General features: G+C 67.5%; 13 protein-coding genes and 1 pseudogene. 5 read left to right on the top strand and 9 right to left on the bottom strand.

All coding sequences use genetic code 11. From position 1 onward, the window contains the following. Positions 1 to 17 precede the first annotated feature (17 nt). Positions 18 to 2,315 (top strand): ATP-binding cassette domain-containing protein, encoded by a 2,298-nt coding sequence (locus BST12_RS23425; protein ID WP_083115645.1) that lies wholly within the window; start codon positions 18 to 20, stop codon positions 2,313 to 2,315. A gap of 4 nt (positions 2,316 to 2,319) precedes the next feature. On the opposite strand, the gene BST12_RS23420 is transcribed toward BST12_RS23425, so the two are convergent. The 6 genes from BST12_RS23420 to BST12_RS23395 all read right to left on the bottom strand — a co-directional run bounded on the left by BST12_RS23420 (position 2,320) and on the right by BST12_RS23395 (position 7,549). Further along, positions 2,320 to 2,865, bottom strand: coding sequence for a pentapeptide repeat-containing protein (locus BST12_RS23420; RefSeq protein WP_083115644.1), 546 nt, complete (start codon positions 2,863 to 2,865; stop codon positions 2,320 to 2,322). A gap of 4 nt (positions 2,866 to 2,869) precedes the next feature. Continuing rightward, positions 2,870 to 3,451, bottom strand: coding sequence for a GTP-binding protein (locus BST12_RS23415; protein WP_083115643.1), 582 nt, complete (start codon positions 3,449 to 3,451; stop codon positions 2,870 to 2,872). Next, on the bottom strand, positions 3,432 to 3,806 hold the full coding sequence (locus tag BST12_RS23410; RefSeq protein ID WP_083115642.1) for a DUF742 domain-containing protein: 375 nt from the start codon (positions 3,804 to 3,806) through the stop codon (positions 3,432 to 3,434). Before BST12_RS23410 ends, BST12_RS23415 begins: the two co-directional genes overlap by 20 nt. Further along, complete coding sequence (locus BST12_RS23405; RefSeq protein ID WP_083115641.1) at positions 3,784 to 4,167, bottom strand: serine protease inhibitor; 384 nt, start codon at positions 4,165 to 4,167, stop codon at positions 3,784 to 3,786. The genes BST12_RS23410 and BST12_RS23405 overlap by 23 nt, the downstream gene beginning before the upstream one ends. Continuing rightward, on the bottom strand, positions 4,164 to 6,749 hold the full coding sequence (locus tag BST12_RS23400) for a sensor histidine kinase (protein WP_372511094.1): 2,586 nt from the start codon (positions 6,747 to 6,749) through the stop codon (positions 4,164 to 4,166). The genes BST12_RS23405 and BST12_RS23400 overlap by 4 nt, the downstream gene beginning before the upstream one ends. A 194-nt stretch (positions 6,750 to 6,943) precedes the next feature. Beyond that, positions 6,944 to 7,549: a class I SAM-dependent methyltransferase gene (locus BST12_RS23395; protein ID WP_083115640.1), complete on the bottom strand. Its 606-nt coding sequence runs from the start codon at positions 7,547 to 7,549 to the stop codon at positions 6,944 to 6,946. A 39-nt stretch (positions 7,550 to 7,588) separates the two neighbouring features. On the opposite strand from BST12_RS23395, the gene BST12_RS23390 reads away from it, so the two are divergent. Beyond that, a complete protein-coding gene (locus BST12_RS23390) occupies positions 7,589 to 8,053 on the top strand; it encodes a tRNA (cytidine(34)-2'-O)-methyltransferase (RefSeq protein WP_083115639.1) in 465 nt (154 codons plus the stop codon). Positions 8,054 to 8,844: 791 nt separating this feature from the next. Here BST12_RS23390 and BST12_RS23385 read toward each other — a convergent pair. The 3 genes from BST12_RS23385 to BST12_RS23375 form a co-directional block, all read right to left on the bottom strand. Beyond that, positions 8,845 to 10,401 (bottom strand): FAD-dependent monooxygenase, encoded by a 1,557-nt coding sequence (locus BST12_RS23385; protein ID WP_083115638.1) that lies wholly within the window; start codon positions 10,399 to 10,401, stop codon positions 8,845 to 8,847. A 5-nt stretch (positions 10,402 to 10,406) separates the two neighbouring features. Beyond that, on the bottom strand, positions 10,407 to 11,051 hold the full coding sequence (locus tag BST12_RS23380; RefSeq protein ID WP_083115637.1) for a nitroreductase family protein: 645 nt from the start codon (positions 11,049 to 11,051) through the stop codon (positions 10,407 to 10,409). 103 nt (positions 11,052 to 11,154) lie between these two features. Further along, the gene (locus BST12_RS23375; RefSeq protein ID WP_083115636.1) at positions 11,155 to 14,439 is read right to left on the bottom strand and encodes an error-prone DNA polymerase; all 3,285 of its coding nucleotides are present in this window, start codon (positions 14,437 to 14,439) and stop codon (positions 11,155 to 11,157) included. A gap of 184 nt (positions 14,440 to 14,623) precedes the next feature. Here BST12_RS23375 and BST12_RS23370 point away from each other — a divergent pair, with 184 nt between their 5' ends. From BST12_RS23370 to BST12_RS23360, 3 genes and pseudogenes are all read left to right on the top strand, one after another. Further along, a complete protein-coding gene (locus BST12_RS23370; protein ID WP_083115635.1) occupies positions 14,624 to 15,907 on the top strand; it encodes a wax ester/triacylglycerol synthase domain-containing protein in 1,284 nt (427 codons plus the stop codon). Positions 15,908 to 15,957: 50 nt separating this feature from the next. Further along, positions 15,958 to 17,124, top strand: coding sequence for a trehalose-phosphatase (gene otsB / locus BST12_RS23365; RefSeq protein ID WP_083115634.1), 1,167 nt, complete (start codon positions 15,958 to 15,960; stop codon positions 17,122 to 17,124). A 129-nt stretch (positions 17,125 to 17,253) separates the two neighbouring features. Next, positions 17,254 to 17,978 (top strand): annotated as a pseudogene (locus tag BST12_RS23360) (PE family protein); the annotation flags it as partial.

The raw sequence follows: 17,978 nt of genomic DNA, 5'->3' as shown, positions 1-17,978 counted from the left end.
GGCTACAGCTAGTCGGCATGAACACGGTGGCGCCACCAATGCTCACCGTCCGGGGTAACGGTTCCGAACGCAGCTTCTCAGCGGGTCACGACATAGTGGTCGGCAGCAGCGTGCACGCTGACATACCGATAGCGCATCCGCTGATCTCGCGGGCGCACCTGCTACTGCGTTTCGATCGCGGCCGGTGGCTGGCGATCGACAACCGCTCCCGCAACGGCACCTATCTGAACAAGCGTCACGTCCGGACGATCGACATCCGCGACGGCCAACGGCTCAACATCGGCGATCCCGACGGGCCATGCCTGACCTTCGAGGTCGGACCGCCCGGTTGGCCGGAGCAGCGCGAGCGCACGACTCCCCTGCCTGCCCTGCCGACGGTGACCCTGCCGTCGGCAACCGACCGGCAAGCCGGCTCGACGAGGATCGGTCGCGCCGCCGACAACGACATCGTGGTCGCCGACGTGCTGGCGTCCCGGCACCACGCCTGCCTGGTGCAGACGTCTATCGGCACCGAAATACGGGATGCGCGCAGCATCAACGGCACCTACGTGAACGGGATCCGGGTCGGATCAGCGGTGCTCAGCGAGGGCGACGTTGTCACCATCGGCAACGTCGACCTGGTGTTCAGCGGGGGCCGGCTGATCGACCACACCGACACCGCGGCGCGCGCCGGCGGCCTGGAGGTCAGCGGCGTGCACTTCAACGTCGACGGCAAGGAGCTGCTCGACAACGTCTCGCTGACCGCGCGGCCGGGCACCCTGACGGCGATCATCGGCGGCTCGGGCGCCGGCAAGACGACACTGGCCAGGCTGATCGCCGGCTACACCTGCCCCAGCGCCGGCTCGGTCACCTTCGCGGGGCATGACATCCACGCCGAGTACCCGACGCTGCGCAGCAGAATCGGCATGGTCCCGCAGGACGACGTCGTGCATCGCCAGCTGACCGTCAACCAAGCGCTCGGCTATGCCGCCGAGCTGCGGTTGCCGCCGGACACCAGCGCGGCCGACCGGTCGCAGGTGGTGGCGCGGGTGCTCGACGAGCTCGATCTGACCGAACACGCCGGCACCCGGGTGGACAAACTGTCCGGCGGCCAGCGCAAACGCGCGTCGGTGGCGCTGGAGCTGCTCACCGGGCCGTCACTGCTGATCCTCGACGAGCCGACCACGGGCCTGGACCCGGCGCTGGATTCGCAGGTCATGGTGATGCTGCGCAAGCTGGCCGACGCCGGGCGCACTGTGCTGGTGGTGACGCACTCGGTGTCCCATCTCGACCTGTGCGACCAGTTGCTGCTGATGGCACCGGGCGGCAAGGTGGCATTCTGCGGACCGCCCGACCGGATCGGCTCGGTCATGGGCACCACCAACTGGGCCCGCATTTTCATCGAAGTGGGCGCCGATCCCGACGAGGCCAAGCGGCGCTTCCTAGCCCAGCAGCGCTGCGAGCCCAAGCTGCCGCGCGAGGCGAAACCGAGCGACCTCGGCGACCCGATACGCATCGACGTGTCGCGTCAGTTCTTCACCCTCGCACGCCGACAAATCCGGCTGGTCGTTTCCGATCGCTGGTACACCGCGTTTTTGGCGGTGTTGCCGTTCATTCTGGGGGCGCTTGCGCTGACCGTCCCGGGTACCACCGGGTTCGGTCTGGCCGATCCGCATGGCAAGACACCCGCAGAACCCGCGCAGATCTTGGTGTTGCTGATTGTCGGCGCCGTCTTCATGGGCAACGCGCTGACCATCCGCGACCTGGTCGGCGAGCGCGCCATCTTCCACCGCGAGCAGGCCTTCGGCGTGTCCACCCGGGCCTACCTGATGGCCAAGGTCGCGGTGTTCTGCGTCTTCGCGACGGCGCAGGCCGCGATCGAAACCGTCATCGTCCTACTCGGCAAAGGCACGCCGAAGCACGGGGCGGTGCTGCTCGGCAATCCGGCGCTGGAGTTGTTCGTCGCCGTCGCCCTCACCTGTATCGCCTCGGCGATGCTGGGGCTGTGCCTGTCAGCGGTGGCCCGCACGACCGAGCAGATCCTGCCGCTGCTGGTGGTGGCGATCATGGTGCAGCTGGTGCTGTCCAGCGGGTTGATCCCGGTGACCGACCGCGCGGTGCTCGATCAGCTGTCCTGGCTGACCCCGGCGCGCTGGGGTTTTGCCGCCTCGGCCTCGACGGTGGATTTGAATACGGTGGAACCGAGCCCGTTCAGCCCGAAGGACAGCCACTGGAACCACAATGCGGGCGCGTGGCTGCTCGACATGGGCATGCTGGTGGTGCTGTCCGGGGTGTATGCCGGCTTCGTGTTGTGGCGTATCCGGCTGCGGCGCTGAGGGTTTACGCGTCCAGGCGCAGCCCGTGGGCCACGGCGTACGCCAATGCTTGCGGGACGTCGATGCGCGCCCCGATCAGGGACGCGGTTTTCCACAACGAGGCGTCGATCATCGCGCCCCGCAGGTCGGCGTCGTCCAGCTTGGTGGCGGTGGTCCGGGCGCCGCGCAGGTCGGCGCCGTTGAGGACGCACTTGCGCAGGTCGGCCTCCACCAGGCTGGTCTCGCGCAGCCGGCAGCCGCTCAAGTCGACACCGCGCAGGTCGTTGCCGCCGAGCACGGCCAGCGTGAAATCCACCTCGTCGAAAGTCACCGGCCGCAGCCGGCACTGCGTAAACACCGAGCCCAGCATGCTGCATTGCGCAAAAGTGCTGTGCCACAAGGTTGTTCGCTTGAACGTGCAGTTTCTGAAGGCCGAGCCGCGGTGCTGTGATTCGCTGAGGTTGGCGCCGCTGAAATCGCATTCGGTGAACACCACCCGCTCGGTGTGCAAGCGGCTCAGGTCGTCGTCGATGAACTCCCGGCCGGTGAACTCGCAGTCAGCCCACTGCACGCGGTCAGTTGGGGCTCAGGCCGGCGAGGGCGTATTCGCTCACCGCGATCAGCGCATCGGTGGCCGACCTGCGATCGCGAGCGTCCACGCTGATCACCGGAATGTGCGCGGGCAGCGTCAGCGCCGTGCGCACCTCGTCAATGGGATACCTTGGGGCGCCGTCGAATTCGTTGACCGCGATGAGGAACGGCAGATTGCGGTGTTCGAAGAAGTCGACCGCGGCGAAGCTGTCTTCGAGGCGGCGGCAGTCGACCAGCACGATCGCGCCGATCGCGCCGCGCACCAAGTCGTCCCACATGAACCAGAACCGGCGCTGACCCGGCGTGCCGAACAGATAGAGCACCAGATCGTCGGCCAGGGTGATGCGGCCGAAGTCCATCGCGACCGTGGTGGTCCGCTTCTCCGGGGTGGCCTCGAGCATGTCCACGCCGGCCGAGGCGTCGGTGACCATCGCCTCGGTTCGCAGCGGCATGATTTCCGAGACCGCGCCGACGAATGTGGTCTTGCCGGCACCGAATCCGCCCGCGATGACGATCTTCGTGGAAGAACGGGCCGCGGTGCCAGTTTCAAAGTGCTTTAAGGCCACGCAGGGTCCTTCCTATGAGTTCGCGGCGCTCGTCGCGGCTGGAACGGTCGGTCAAGGTCCTGTGCACCCGAAGGTAACCGGAGTTGACCAGATCACCGACCAAGACGCGCGCGACACCCACCGGCAAATCCAGCCGGGCCGAGATTTCGGCCACCGACGGGCTGCCGGCGCACTGTTCGAGGATCCTGCCGCGCATGTCATTGGGCGGCCATTCGGGCTCTGCCTGCACCGTCTGCACCGTCTGCACCGGGGCTTCCAGCGGAAGGTCGACATCGGTGTCGGTCCGTCCGGCCGTCAGCGTATACGGGCGGACCAGATTCGCCTGCTCGTCACTACCGTCGGGAAGACTGGACAACGCCGCCCACCCGTTCCGCCAACTGGGCCATCTCGTAGCCGATCTGGCCGATGTCGCATCCGTTGACGGCCAGCGTCGCCAGATTCGAGCCGTCACCGACCCGCATCAACAGCAGAAACCCGTTCTGCATCTCCACCACCGACTGCAGCACCGGCCCGCCCTCGAACAGCTGGGCGGCGCCGGAGGCCAGGCTGGCCAATCCGGAAGCCACCGCCGCCAACTGGTCGGCGCGCTCGCGCGGCAGATACTCGCTGGCCGCCACGGGCAGCCCGTCGACCGACACCAGCAGGGCATGGGCCACACCGGGCACCTCGCGGGCGAACTTGGACACCAGCCAGTCCAATGGGCTGTTCGAGGTCATTGCTGATCCGCCGTTCCCGGTATCAGCCGAGCTCCGGGCGTGCGGACCGGCAGGCCATGGTCGGTGTGGGTTTCGACGGGCTTTTCCTCGGCCTGGGCGGCAGCCGTCCAGCCGCGGTCCCACACCGACTTCCAGTCCAGATCGGCGCTTTGCGCCAGCTCGTGCGGGTCGCCCATCATCTCCGAGAGCATGCGCTGATAGATCACGTCGTCATCGGCGGGATCCGACGACTTCGCGGCGGGCTTTGGTTCGGGTTTTGGCTTGGGCGCTGGCGTTGGCTTGGGCGTTGGCGTTGGCGTTGGCGGCGGCTTTGGCGTTGGCTTTGGCGGCGGTTCGGCCTGTTGCTGGACGGGCGCCGACGGGCGGTGCGCGAAGAACGCCGACGTGTTCGAGGCCTCTTTCGGCTTCGAAGTCGGCTTCCAAGCGGGCGTTGCGGCGGGCTGTTGCGGCTGCTGGGTCTCCCACCACGGCGTCTTGAGTTCGCGCTTGGCTTTACGCGGTTGCTCTGGCTGCTCGGGCCGGGGCTGCTCGGGCTGGTCCGGAACTGCGGCAACGCCGCTGGACCCCGGGCTGCGCCGCGGCAACAACGTCACCGGCGGCGCGTCGGCGCCATTCTGGTTGACGGCTCGAGCGGGTGTTTCGGCCGGCTGGACGGGCTCGGTTCGCGGCGGCGAAACCATGAACACCCCGCCGCGCTTGGGTGCGGCGCCGCCGACCAGCACCGGCAGCGGCAGGTAGACCTCGGCGGTGGTGCCGGTGCCCGATTCGCCGGAAGCCGGGCCGCGCAGCCCCACCCGGATGCCGTGCCGGCTCGCCAGCCGGCCGACCACGAAAAGCCCCATGTGCCGGGCGTTGTCGGGGGTCACCTCGCCGCCGGCCTGCAGCCGCATGTTAGCCATCCGCCGATCCGAGTCGGTCATGCCCAGCCCGGCGTCGGCGACGCGCAGCAGCACCCCGCCCTCGCTGCCGCGCACCGCCGAAACCCGAACCGAGGTGTTGGGCGGTGAGTAGCTCAGCGCGTTGTCGATCAACTCGGCCAGCAAATGGATGACGCCGCCGGCCGCCGAGCCGATCACCGTGCAGTCGGGCACCCCGCCGGTTTCCACCCGGCGATAGTCCTCCACCCCGGACACCGCGGCGCTGATCACCGTCGACAATGGCACCGGCTCCCGGTTGTCGCGGGTGATCTGAGCACCGGCCAATACCAGCAGGTTCGCGCTGTTGCGGCGCAGCCGCGCGGCCAGGTGATCCAGCCGGAACAGGCTGTCGAGTCGCTCGGGATCCTCCTCGTTGCGCTCCAGTGCGTCGATGAGTTTGAGCTGCTGGTCCACCAGCGACCGGCTGCGCCGCGACATGGTTTCGAACATGTCGTTGAGCAGCAAACGCAACCGCGCCTCGTCGCCGGCCAGCAGCAGGGCCTGGGTGTGCAGCTCGTCGACCGCGTGGGCAACCTGGCCGATCTCCTCGGTGGTGTACACCGGCAGCGGCTCGGGAATCGGCTCTTCACCGGCCCGTACCCGGGCGATCTCGCCGTCGAGGTCGGTGTGGGCGACCTTGAGTGCGCCGTCGCGCAGCGCTCGCAGCGGCCCGACCAGCGCGCGGGCCGTCAACAGCACTACGACCAGCGCTATCGCGATGGCGGTCAGCACCAGCACGGCGTCGCGGATCGCGGCGTCGCGCCGCGCGGTGGCCTGGGCCTGCACCGACTTCGTCACCGACCCGGTGCTGTCGTTGATGACCTGTTCGGCGATGTCCTGGGTTACCTGGATGGAACGCAGCAGCTCGGGATTGTCGACCAGGGTGTCGGCCGGGTCGGACATGATCGCCATCCGGGCGACCATCTGCTGCTGCAGGTTCCGGGCGTCGGGTGAGCCGACGCCGAGCACCTCGCTCATCCCGAACAGCGTCGAGGGTTCGGTGCCGGCCAAGGTGATCATCGAGGTGCGCAGTTGCGCTTCGGGCAGGTCGGCGCCGCGGGTCACCAGGATTTCCTGCAGCGTCATCTGCCCGCGGGCCCCGACGGCCCGGCTCAGGCCCTGCACCTGAGCCCGGATCCGCTCGTTGTCGACATGCACCGACGCGTTGATCGCATCCTCGGCCGTCAGCAACAGCGGTGCATAGGTGGTGATCCGGTCACGCAGCCCGATGCTGTTGTCCAGCACCTTGTCCAGCAGTCCCTGCCCGCCGTTGAGCAGCGTGTTCACCCCGGACCGGACGTCGGGGACCACGTCGGTGTCGGCCAGCCGCGTCTGCAACTCGTATTTGCGGGCCGTGAAGTTCTTCTTCGCCCCCTCGACGTCGCGTCCGGTGGAGCCGGCCAGCAACGCGACGTCCAGCGCCGACATGTACTTGGTGATCGCCGGGATCACGTTGGCGCGGGCAGCGACCAGCCTCAGCTCACCGGAGCGGGCCCACGCGGCGTCGACGCGCAATGCGCCGAACGCGGTGGCCAAAATCAGCGGCACCAACGCAATCGCGAAGACTTTCCAGCGCACCGGCCAGTTGCGCATCGACCAGGCGGCTGGGCGCTTCTGCGGTTTCTCCGCCACGACGGCCGCGGGCGGGCGGGCGAACATGGTCACGAGGCCGCAACCTTATGCAGCGCTCCGGCAAACGAGAGGCTCATGAAACTTCCTGCTTTATTCCGCCAACCCATGGGCGCGTACATAACCGCCTGGCAATCCGACGAGTATGACAGTCAGTTCAGTGCGCGAGACCACGGTCACCACAATTGTTACTGAGCAGATAACATCCGCCGCAACGGGGCTGGGCGATACTAGGCGGGCCGCAGGACCGCGACCAGAAAATCGGAGTCGCCGGTGAACGGGCGCACGTCCCACGTCGACAGCAGCAGATCCGGCACCAAGCCGGCGGCTGCGGCGTCGCCGAGAAACTGGCCGAACTCGTAGCCACGACCGGCGCCGAAGCCGATCACCGCGCGACCGTCACCAGCGAGGTGGGCGCGCAGCCGGCCCAGCACCTGGCCACGGGTGCTTGGCGCCAGGAATGTCATGACGTTTCCGGCCGACACGATGATGTCGAACGGCTCGGTGATGCCGCGGGCCGGTAGGTCGAGTTCGGCCAGGTCGCCGACCAGCCAGCGGGGTCCGGGATGGTCGTGCTCGGCCGCCTCGATGAGCGCCGGGTCGACGTCGACACCCACCACGTCATGGCCGGCCGCCGCCAGATATCCGCCGAGGCGGCCGGGTCCGCAGCCGGCATCCAGAATGCGGGCGGCACGGGGTGCCATCGCGTCGACGAGGCGAGCCTCACCGGCCAGATCGTCACCGGCGCGCGCCATGGACCGGAAGCGCTCGATATACCAGTGCGAATGTCCGGGATCGGCGGCGACCTTCTGCATCCAGATGCTCTGCTCGACCATATGACCATTCTCGCGCCGGGGCTGAAAGGATGACGAGTCGTGTTCCGGCTGCTGTTTTATTCGCCACGCATAGCGCCCAATACGGGCAACGCCATTCGGACGGCGGCGGCGACGGGCTGTGAGTTGCATCTGGTCGAGCCGCTGGGCTTCGACTTATCCGAACCCAAGCTGCGGCGGGCCGGCCTGGACTATCACGACCTGGCGTCGGTGAGCGTGCATGCGTCGCTGGCACAGGCCTGGGACGCGCTGATGCCTGCGCGGGTGTTCGCGTTCACCGCGCAGGCAACTGCGTCGTTCGCCGACGTCGGCTACCGGGCCGACGACGTGCTGATGTTCGGGCCCGAGCCCACCGGACTGGATGCGGCGACCCTGGCCGATGAACACATCACCGCGCAGGTGCGCATCCCGATGCTGGCGGGCCGGCGCTCATTGAACCTGGCCAATGCCGCCGCCGTCGCCGTATATGAGGCGTGGCGGCAGCACGGCTACTCCGGTGCGGTTTAGTCCCTAAGAAGGCAGGTTGTCGACGCCAAAGCCCGGCCAGCTGTAAACGGCTTCGACCTCTTCGAACAGGACGTCGTGGTTCACCGAAATCTCCGCATTGGTAGACGCCGCAGCGATTACGCCGCGATGTCGCCAGTTCCGAATGCCGGCCAGGTGTACACGGTCTCGAGCTCTTGGAACAGAATCTCGTGGTTCACCGAAATCTCCTCATCGGTCAGAGGCGCATTGCGCCGGAACGTGACGCAGATGACCCTGCCTGACCGTGTGCCGCAACCACAGCCCACCAATCGGGGGAAACACCGGCGGATTTTTCGGGTCCTACGAATGGCGGACGGGAGCCCGCCTTCCGGGGCGGCCTTACTACGCGGCCGCTAAGCGCTTCCCTACGCGGCGATGTCGCCGGTTCCGAATACCGGCCAGGTGTACACGGTCTCGACCTCTTGGAACAGGATGTCGTGGTTCATGGGTTTCTCCTCATCGATGGTGGGTGCGTGGGCGAAGGTGACGCGTGGCGCGGGAGCGGCAGCACGGCCGCAGCGATCTAGGCCTTAGGCCGCGAGGTCGTCAGCCTGAAAAACCGTCTTGCTGTAGGCGGTCTCGGCCTCTTGAAACAGGACCTCGTGGTTCATGGGAATCTCCTCATCGGTAGTGGGCGCTGCGATTTGCCCCGCAACATTTGGTGTCTCCGATGTTGCCGAACGGAACGGGCCGACACAGCCGGTCACTTGACGGGCGCGGGTGAGGAGATTCCGCTAGTACGAATGGGGGGCCGCAGCTCCCCCGATCAGTGCTCAATCCAGGGCGATGCCGAACCAACGGGCAAGCGCGCGACCCAGCTCACCGGTGTCGGGTTCCGGCTCTGACGACGCCCAGGCGACATAACCGTCCGGGCGCATCAGCAAAGCGGTAGCCGACACGGAACCGATCGGACGTCCATGGGCGACGGTGACGCGTTCGGCGTTGGCAGCGGCCGTCGCCAGCCCGCCCCCGTCGGTGAGGTCGACGAGCAGTGGCTTTCCATCACGAGCAAGCTGCGCAACGCGGCTGGTTGCGGTGCCGGTTGCCACCGCGAAATCCGGCACCCAGCGCCCGACGAGCGGATGCTCGTCGGCGCCCGCCGCATAGCAGACGTCGGCGCCGGACAGCAGGTCGCCGAAGTGACCGAGGGTCGCGGGCTGTGCCAGCAGTTCGCCGAAGAGCTCTCTTACGGCGGCGACCTCTGGCCCGGGCCGCAGCAAAGCCAGCTGAGCGCGGCTGTGCATGATCACCCGCTCGGCGGCGGGCCGGCGCTCGGTTTCATAGGTGTTGAGCAAGTCGGGCCCCACGTGGCCGGCCAGCACGGCCGCCAATTTCCAGCCGAGGTTCACCGCGTCTTGCAGGCTGAGATTCATTCCCGGCCCGCCCAACGGGGATTGCACGTGCGCGGCGTCGCCGACCAGCAGCACCCGGCCACTGCGATAGCGCGACGCCAGCCTGGAGTTGACCCCACAGATGCGGCGCAGATCGGGTGGCCGGTCGGGCGATTCGATCTGCAGGGGCACCTCGGCGCCAAGCACACGTTTAATGCTGGCCTGCTGCTCGGCCAGGGTCATGGGCGCGGCGCTGCCGTCTGGGCCGGGGTCTGCGCGGGGCAGGCGATCCAATTCGATGGTGAACACACCGGGCCGGTCCGCCAGCTGACCCCAGCCGAAGATGCCGCGGTCGGTGTAGCAGAACCGCCGGGGCGCGACGGCGCCCAGCCCTGGTACGTGCAGAGACCCGCTGACCGGATCGACCCAGTCCTGCGGCACCAATACGCCGAAGGCCACCCGGTCGATCACGTCGTGCGACGACATGCCGGGAAAGTCGATGCCGGCCAGCTTGCGCGTCAGGCTGGCGCCGCCGTCGGCACCGACGAGATAGTCGGCCGTCAGTTCGTATGGGCCGTCGGGACCGGCGACTTGTACCGTGACGCCGCCAGCGCCCTGGTCGAAGTCCGTCAGCGCATGACCCCAGCGGATATCGGCGTGGTATTCGTGTGCCCGGGCCAGCAGCACCGCGGCGAGTTTGGGCTGCGGGACCAGCAGGGTGAACAGCTGGGAATCCGGCGTCCCTGCGAAATTCAACGGAAAGCCGGCGAACAGTGCGCCGGCAGCGGGTCGCGGGGGTTGGGTCGTGCGTGCCAGCGTTTCGTACAGGCCGCGGTGATCGAAGATCCGAACCCCTTGTCCCACAATGCCTTCGGCGCGCCTTTCCTGGCTGGGGCCGGGGCCGGCGTCCAACACCACCGGGGTGATGCCCGCCAGCCCCAGCTCGCAGGCCAGCATCAGCCCATTGGGTCCAGCTCCGGCGATGACGACCTGGACCACGGTTGCTACCAGCTGTTCCAGTGCGTGAGGCTGGCGGCGGGCAGTCGCTTGGCCGGCCGGAAGTCGGTGCCCTTGGTGTAGGCGATGGGGAACAGTCCGCCCTGGCTGTACTCGGCGTGGGGTATGCCGAGGATTTCGGCCACCTGTTGCTCGCCGTCGCCGAGCAGGTGCAGCGTCGTCCAGCAGGAACCGAGCCCCCTGGACCGCAACGCCAGGCAGAAGCTCCACACGGCCGGAAACAGCGATGCCCAGAACGACACGGGGCCCAGCGGCGACTGCTCTTCGCGGCCCTGGATGCAGGGCAGCATGAGCACCGGCGCCTCGTGCATGTGCTCGGCGAGGTAGGTCGCCGAGTCGCGAACTCGGCCCATCCGCTCCCCGCGGGTGTCGCCCTCTGCGTATTCGGTTGCGGGTGAACTGAGGTAGCCGCGGGCATTGCCCAGGTACACGTCGGCGATCGCCTTCTTTTTCGCGGGGTCCTCGACGAAAACCCATTGCCAGCCTTGGGAATTGGAGCCGGTTGGCGCTTGCAGCGCCAGATCGAGGCATTCCATCAGCACGTCGCGGGGCACCGGCTTGTCGAAGTCCAGGCGTTTGCGGACCGAGCGGGTGGTGCTCAGGACTTCGTCGACGGACAGGTTGAGGGTCATGGGTGGAGACTATCCAGCTTGCGGCGAGCGTGCGGGTGTGTACGCAACACGCCGCGAGTTGCCGGCATTCTGCGCACGTTCGCGGCACTTGGCGGGCGGGTCATTAGCGGAAGTCGCGTGAGCGCGATCCCACGCTGAGGGAGATGCGGCCCATCCGCTCGGCCACGACGGTGATCGCGCCGCTGGCATTTTGGACCTGGCCGCGGATCAGCAGCGCCGGGGCCGCGTTCGCCAGCTTGCGGTGCCGTGCCCACAGCCCTGGCGCGCAGAGCACGTTAACCATGCCGGTCTCGTCTTCGAGGTTGATGAATGTCACCCCCTGCGCGGTCCCGGGCCGCTGCCGATGGGTCACCGCACCGGCGATCAGCACCCGATCGCCGTCGGGCACCGATCCCAGCGCGCCGGCGGGGACGACGCCCATCGCGTCCAGATCGGACCGCAGGAACTGGGTGGGATAGCTGTCCGGCGAGATGCCGGTGGCCCATACGTCGGCGCCGGCCAGCTCCAGCTCACTCATCCCGGGCAACTCCGGGATGTGCGAGCTGGAACCCACACCGGGGAGCCGGTCCGGCCGTTGAGTGGCCGCGGCCCCGGCCGCCCAGAGCGCCTCGCGCCGGGACATGCCAAAGCAGCCCAGCGCCCCGGCCGTCGCCAGCGCTTCAGTCTGCGGCACACTCAACTGCAGCCGGGCAGTCAAGTCCAGCAGAGAGCTATACGGGCCGTTGGCTTTTCGTTCATCGACCAGCCGCTCGGCGAGGTCGTCGCCGATGTAGCGGACCGCACCCAAGCCGAGGCGGACCTGCGTCCCGCCGTTTTCCAGGGTGGCGTGCGCCAGGCTGGCGTTGACGTCGGGTCCGTGCACCACAACGCCGTGCCGGCGGGCATCGGCCACCAGCGACTGCGGCGAGTAGAAACCCATCGGCTGCGCCCTTAACAGCGCCGCGCAGAACGCCGCCGGATGATGCAGCTTGAACCACGACGAGTAGAACACCAGCGACGCGAAGGACAGCGCGTGGCTTTCCGGGAAGCCGAAGTTGGCGAACGCCTCCAGCTTTTCGTAGATCCGGTCGATCACCTCGTCGTCGGCGCCGTGCAACGTGCGCATGCCCTCGTAGAACCGGCCGCGCAGCCGTCGCATGCGTTCAGTGGACCGCTTGGACCCCATGGCGCGGCGCAGCTGATCGGCCTCCGCGGCGGAAAAGCCCGCGCAGTCGACCGCCAGCTGCATCAGCTGTTCCTGAAACAGCGGCACTCCCAACGTCTTTCGCAATGCCGATTCCATCGATGGGTGCTCGTAGACGACCGGGTCGATGCCGTTGCGCCGCCGGATGTACGGGTGTACCGACCCGCCCTGGATGGGTCCGGGGCGGATCAGCGCGACCTCGACCACCAGGTCGTAGAACTCCCGCGGCTTTAGCCTGGGCAACGTGGCCATCTGCGCCCGCGACTCCACCTGGAATACGCCGACGGAATCGGCGCGGGCCAGCATTTCGTACACCGCGGGCTCGGAGAGGTCGAGGCGGGCCAGGTCCACCTCGATGCCCTTGTGCTCGGCCACCAGGTCGATCGCATAGTGCAGCGCCGACAGCATGCCCAGGCCCAGCAGATCGAACTTCACCAAACCGATTGCCGCACAGTCGTCTTTGTCCCATTGCAGAACGCTGCGATTCTCCATGCGCGCCCACTCCACCGGGCAGACGTCGGCGATCGGGCGGTCGCAGATCACCATGCCGCCGGAGTGAATGCCCATGTGTCGCGGCAGATTTCGGATCTGGGTGGCCAGATCGATCACCGGCTCGGGTATGTCCTCGATATCGGGAGAATCGGCCAGCCCGTTCCAGTGGCTGATCTGTTTGCTCCACGCGTCCTGCTGGCCCTGCGAGAAGCCAAGCGCACGGGCCATGTCGCGTACCGCGCTGCGCCCCCGGTAGGTGATGACGTTGGCGACCTGAGCGGCGTAGTCGCGGCCGTATTTGTCGTAGACGTACTGGATGACCTTTTCCCGTTGATCCGACTCGATGTCGATGTCGATGTCGGGCGGCCCGTCCCGCTCCGGGGACAGGAACCGCTCGAACAGCAGCTCGTTGGCGATCGGATCCACCGCGGTGACACCGAGGGCATAACAGACCGCGGAGTTGGCCGCCGATCCCCTGCCCTGGCACAGAATGTTGTTCTTCCGGCAGAACCGGGTGATGTCGTGCACCACCAGGAAGTAGCCCGGAAACGTCAGCTGGGCAATGACTTTCAGCTCATGCTCTATCTGTGCGTACGCTTTTGCGGCTCGTTCGGGCGGCCCGTAGCGGTCGTCGGCGCCGGCCATGACCAATGACCGCAGCCAGCTGTCCTCGGTATGACCCTCGGGTACGTCGAACGGCGGCAGCTGCGGGGCGATCAGCGCCAGCCCGAATGCACACTGCTCGCCGAGTTCGGCGGCGGCGGTCACCGCTTCGGGGTGCTGCGCGAACAAACGGGCCATCTCCGCACCCGAGCGCAGGTGCGAGCCACCCAGCGGAGCCAGCCACCCGGCAGCCGAATCCAGCGACTGCCGGGCCCGGATGGCGCCCATCGCCATCGCCAGCCGGCGCCGCGACGGATGGGCGAAATGCGCTCCGGTGGTGGCGACCACGCCGACCCCGAAGTGCGGCGCCAGCGCCGCCAGCGCCGCGTTGTGTTCGTCGTCGAGCGGGTGTCCGTGATGGGTCAACTCGATACTGACCCGCCCCGCGCCGAACCGGTCCACCAGATCGGCCAGCGCCCGCTGCGCCGCTTCCGGCCCGCCGCCGGAAAACGCCTGGCGCACATGGCCTTTGCGACAGCCGGTCAGGATGTGCCAGTGCCCGCCGGCCGCCTCGGTCAGCGCGTCGAAGTCGTAACGCAGCTTGCCCTTCTCGCCGCCGGCCAGATGCGCCGCGGCCAGCTGTCGCGACAACCGTCGGTAGCCTTCCGGACCACGTGCGAGCACCAGCAGATGCGGACCGGGCGGATCCGGCTGCTCGGTGCGGGCCTGTGCTCCCAGCGACAGCTCAGCGCCGAATACGGTGCGCACGTCGAGCTCGGCGGCCGCTTCGGCGAACCGCACCGCCCCGTACAGACCGTTGTGATCGGTCAGGGCCAGCGCACGCAGATCCAGCCGGGCGGCCTCTTCGACCAGTTCCTCCGGCGTGCTGGCCCCGTCCAGAAAGCTGTACGCCGAATGCGTGTGCAGCTCGGCATATGCCACCGAACAGCGAGCTCGATCGCCGTTCGGCGCCCGATACGTCCCGCGCTTGTGCGACACCGGCGCGTCGTCAGCCGGGGCAGCCGGACTCGGGGCACCGGCATGGCGCGGCTTGCCGTCGAGCACCCGTTCCATTTCCGCCCAGCTCGGCGGCCCATTTCCCCAGCCCACCGGAGCAGTCTATCGAACGTTTGTTCGAATCGTCTACACGGTCAGCGTGGACGCCTGAACCCAGCACCGCGATTAAACACATCTTCAACTGAAAAACATGTTCTTAACTTTGCAGGCCTACCCTGTACACCGCTTACCGCAGATACTGGTACTAATTGAAAAAAGCGACGGGTGGGGGCTTGTCATGGCATTGACGAAACTGGACGCGGTCTTCCGCAGATCTCACGATGCGGATCGGCACGCGAGCATGGCGATCGGAGCAGTCGCCATCGTCAAGGGCGCCATGCCTAGCTACGATCGACTCAAAACCCTTCTGACGGAACGGATTCCGGGCCCCGAGCAGCATAAGTGCGACGTAGCCCAACACGTGCACCGGATCGCGCTGCCCCGGCCGGGAGACGACGGCGAGTTGTTCCGGGCCATTGCCCATGCTTTGGAGCATCCGCTCGACACGGACCGCTCGCTTTGGGAGTGCTGGCTTATCGAGGGCCTCAAGAACAATCGGTGGGCGATCCTGATGAAGGTTCATCCCTACCTGTCGGACCGCGTCTCGGCGGCTCAATTCCTCACCCGGCTCTGCGACGACGCCGATCACCGGCTGTTCGCTAATCATGTTGCGGCCCAACCGAATTCTTCGGCCAACGGCGCGGCAAACAGCTGGACAGCGGCGCTTTGGCGCGCACCTGCCACCCTTTACCAGGCGGCCGCCCAGGCGGTCAGCTGGCCATTGACGTGGACGACGCAAATCAACCCCGCCATGGCCAGGAGGCGGTACCACACGGTGCGTGTTCCACGCGCAGACGTCGACGCCGTGTGCCGTAAGTTCGGCGTCGCCGCCAACGACGTTGCGCTCGCAGCCATTACCGAGGGCTTCCGCAAGGTCCTGCAGCGGCGCGGCGAACAACCACGCGCGGATTCACTGCGCACGCTCGCGGACAGTCTTTCGCATCTCCCCCTCGAACACCATGATCCCGTCACACAACTACGCACCGTGCACAACCGATTGAACCAACCACCGCAGCAGGGTCAGCGCCGCATCGACGGCATCTCAAGCCTCCTGCCATTTGCATTGTGCGGCAGGGTGATTCAGGCGCTAACCCGGTTGCCGCAGCAAGGCCTCGTTACGTTGGCGACGAATGCACCCGGCCCCCGCCACCGGCTCCGGCTGCTGGGCCAGAGCCTGGACCAACTGCTGCCCATCCCCCCGACCGCATTGCAGCTGAGCACCGGCGTCGCGGTGCTCAGCTACGGCAACGAACTGGTTTTCGGCATCACCGCCGACTACGACGCCGCTCCCGACTTGGAGCAGCTGGCGGCCGGCATTCAATTGGGGATGGCACGCCTGGTCGCGCTCAGCCAGGACTCCGTCCTGCTGTTCAGCACCGACTGTCGTAAGCGTTCCGCGCGAGCGTTGCCCGACGGCACCCACCGAGGGTCGAGCACCAGAGCGATGCGCGCCCGGCACTGAATCTCGCCGGCAGTCGCGACCGGAGCAGACCACCGTGAGAAGGTTGGTCAATGCCGGTCACTATCGACCCGCGCCGCCATGACGCGGTGCTGCTGGATGCGCAGTTGGGCTCCGCCCCTGCGTTGGTCCGGCAGCTGCAAGACGCCGGTGTAGGCACCGGCGTCTTCTCCTCCGGAGGCAACCTGCGCAACGCCTTGCCCGGGTTGGCCAATCGGCTCTCGGCGCGGCCGGGACGATGCGTAGTGATCGCCGCCGACCCGGGTGCCGTCACGGCCGCGTGTGACTCGGGGTTCGCGCTGGTGATCGGGGTCGATCCGAGCGGTCACCGCGACGCTCTGCGCGACGACGGCGCCGACGCGGTAGTGCTTGATCTCGGTGAAGTAAGCCTCCGGACCGGAGACCGCCGCATGTCGGAGCTTCCCGATGCCTTGCAGGCCCTGGGCCTCGCCGACGGCTTGACCGCCCGCCAACCCGCGGTGTTCTTCGATTTCGACGGCACGCTGTCGGACATCGTCGACGATCCCGACTCGGCCGTACCGGCCTCCGGCGCAACCGAAGCACTGACAAAGTTGGCAGCGCATTGTCCGGTCGCGGTGCTCAGCGGGCGTGATCTCGCCGATGTGACCGAGCGCGTCGGCCTGTCCGGCATTTGGTACGCAGGCAGCCATGGTTTCGAACTGACCGCACCGGACGGAACGCATCACCAAAACGATGCCGCGGCCGCGGCCATACCGGTGCTGGAACAGGCCGCCGCTCAATTGCGCGAACAGCTCGGGTCCATTCCCGGTGTGGTGGTGGAGCACAAGCGTTTTGGCGTCGCCGTGCACTACCGCAACGCGGCCCGCGACCGGGTTGGCGAGGTTGCCGCAGCGGTGCGTGCCGCAGGTGTGCGCGATGCTCTTCGGGTAACGACGGGTCGCGAAGTCATCGAACTGCGTCCCGATATCGATTGGGACAAAGGGAAAACCCTGCGCTGGGTGATCGATCACCTAATCCACGAAGGCTCGGCTCCGCTGGTACCGATCTACCTGGGCGACGACATCACCGACGAGGACGCGTTCGACGCCGTTCGTCACGATGGTGTCCCAATTGTGGTGCGGCACAACGACGATGGTGATCGAGCTACGGCTGCCCTGTTCGCGCTGGACAGCCCCACGCGGGTTAGCGAATTCACCGAGCGCCTGGCACGTCAGCTAAGTGACGCACGCGTGAATTAACGACGGCTTTTCGCCAAGCCGCGACAGCACCGGCAGCTGCGCAAAACGCCAAATCCAATAGGCAAGTACGGATACCATCTGCCTCCATATGAATCTTGTTTGGACGAAGCCGGCGTCGAAGGGAAAGCCATGTCGTTTCTAATCGCCACCCCGGACCTGCTGACGACGGCGGCCACGGATCTAGCTGGGATCCGGTCGGCCATCACTGCGGCCAACGCCGCTGCGGCCGGCCCGACCGCGCAGCTACAGGCAGCCGCCGCTGATGAGATATCGGCCGCCATCGCGGCGGTGTTCGGTTCACACGCCCAGACCTATCAGACATTCAGTGCGCAAGCGGCGGCATTTCACGACCAATTCGTCCAGGCAATGAACGGCGCTGGCAGCGCTTACGCCGCCGCCGAGAGCGTCAACGTCCAGCAGACGCTGTTCGACGCCATCAACGCGCCCACCCAGACGCTGCTCAATCGGCCGCTGATCGGAAACGGCGCCAACGGCACCGCCGCCGACCCCAATGGCAAGCCAGGTGGCCTGTTGTACGGCAACGGCGGCAACGGCTTTTCGCAAGCGGCCGGATCCGGCCTGGCCGGCGGGGCCGGCGGCGCCGCCGGGCTGATCGGCAACGGTGGTAGCGGTGGGGCCGGCGGCAGCGGCGTGGCCGCCGGGGGCGCCGGCGGAAACGGCGGCGCGGGCGGCACTGGAGGGTGGCTGTGGGGCAACGGCGGTGCCGGCGGCGCCGGCGCCAACGGGGTCGCCGGTGCAGCAGGCACCAGCCTGGGTCAAGCGGGCGGCAATGGCGGGAATGGCGGTGACCGGCACCGGCGGCGACGGCGGCAACGGCGGCAACGCCCGACTCG

Source organism: Mycobacterium angelicum, from assembly GCF_002086155.1.
Classification (GTDB): Bacteria; Actinomycetota; Actinomycetes; order Mycobacteriales; family Mycobacteriaceae; genus Mycobacterium; species Mycobacterium angelicum.
The sequence above is the reverse complement of the archived record's forward strand: the minus strand, read 5'-3'. Positions and strand labels throughout refer to the sequence as shown.

What these genes read in the sequence shown, in the direction of transcription:
- BST12_RS23425 (WP_083115645.1), top strand. Translation starts at nt 18, where the DNA reads ATGAACACGGTGGCGCCACCAATGCTCACCGTCCGGGGTAACGGTTCC.
- BST12_RS23405 (WP_083115641.1), bottom strand. Translation starts at nt 4,167, where the DNA reads ATGACCTCGAACAGCCCATTGGACTGGCTGGTGTCCAAGTTCGCCCGC.
- BST12_RS23395 (WP_083115640.1), bottom strand. Translation starts at nt 7,549, where the DNA reads ATGGTCGAGCAGAGCATCTGGATGCAGAAGGTCGCCGCCGATCCCGGA.
- BST12_RS23380 (WP_083115637.1), bottom strand. Translation starts at nt 11,051, where the DNA reads ATGACCCTCAACCTGTCCGTCGACGAAGTCCTGAGCACCACCCGCTCG.
- BST12_RS23370 (WP_083115635.1), top strand. Translation starts at nt 14,624, where the DNA reads ATGGCATTGACGAAACTGGACGCGGTCTTCCGCAGATCTCACGATGCG.
- otsB (WP_083115634.1), top strand. Translation starts at nt 15,958, where the DNA reads ATGCCGGTCACTATCGACCCGCGCCGCCATGACGCGGTGCTGCTGGAT.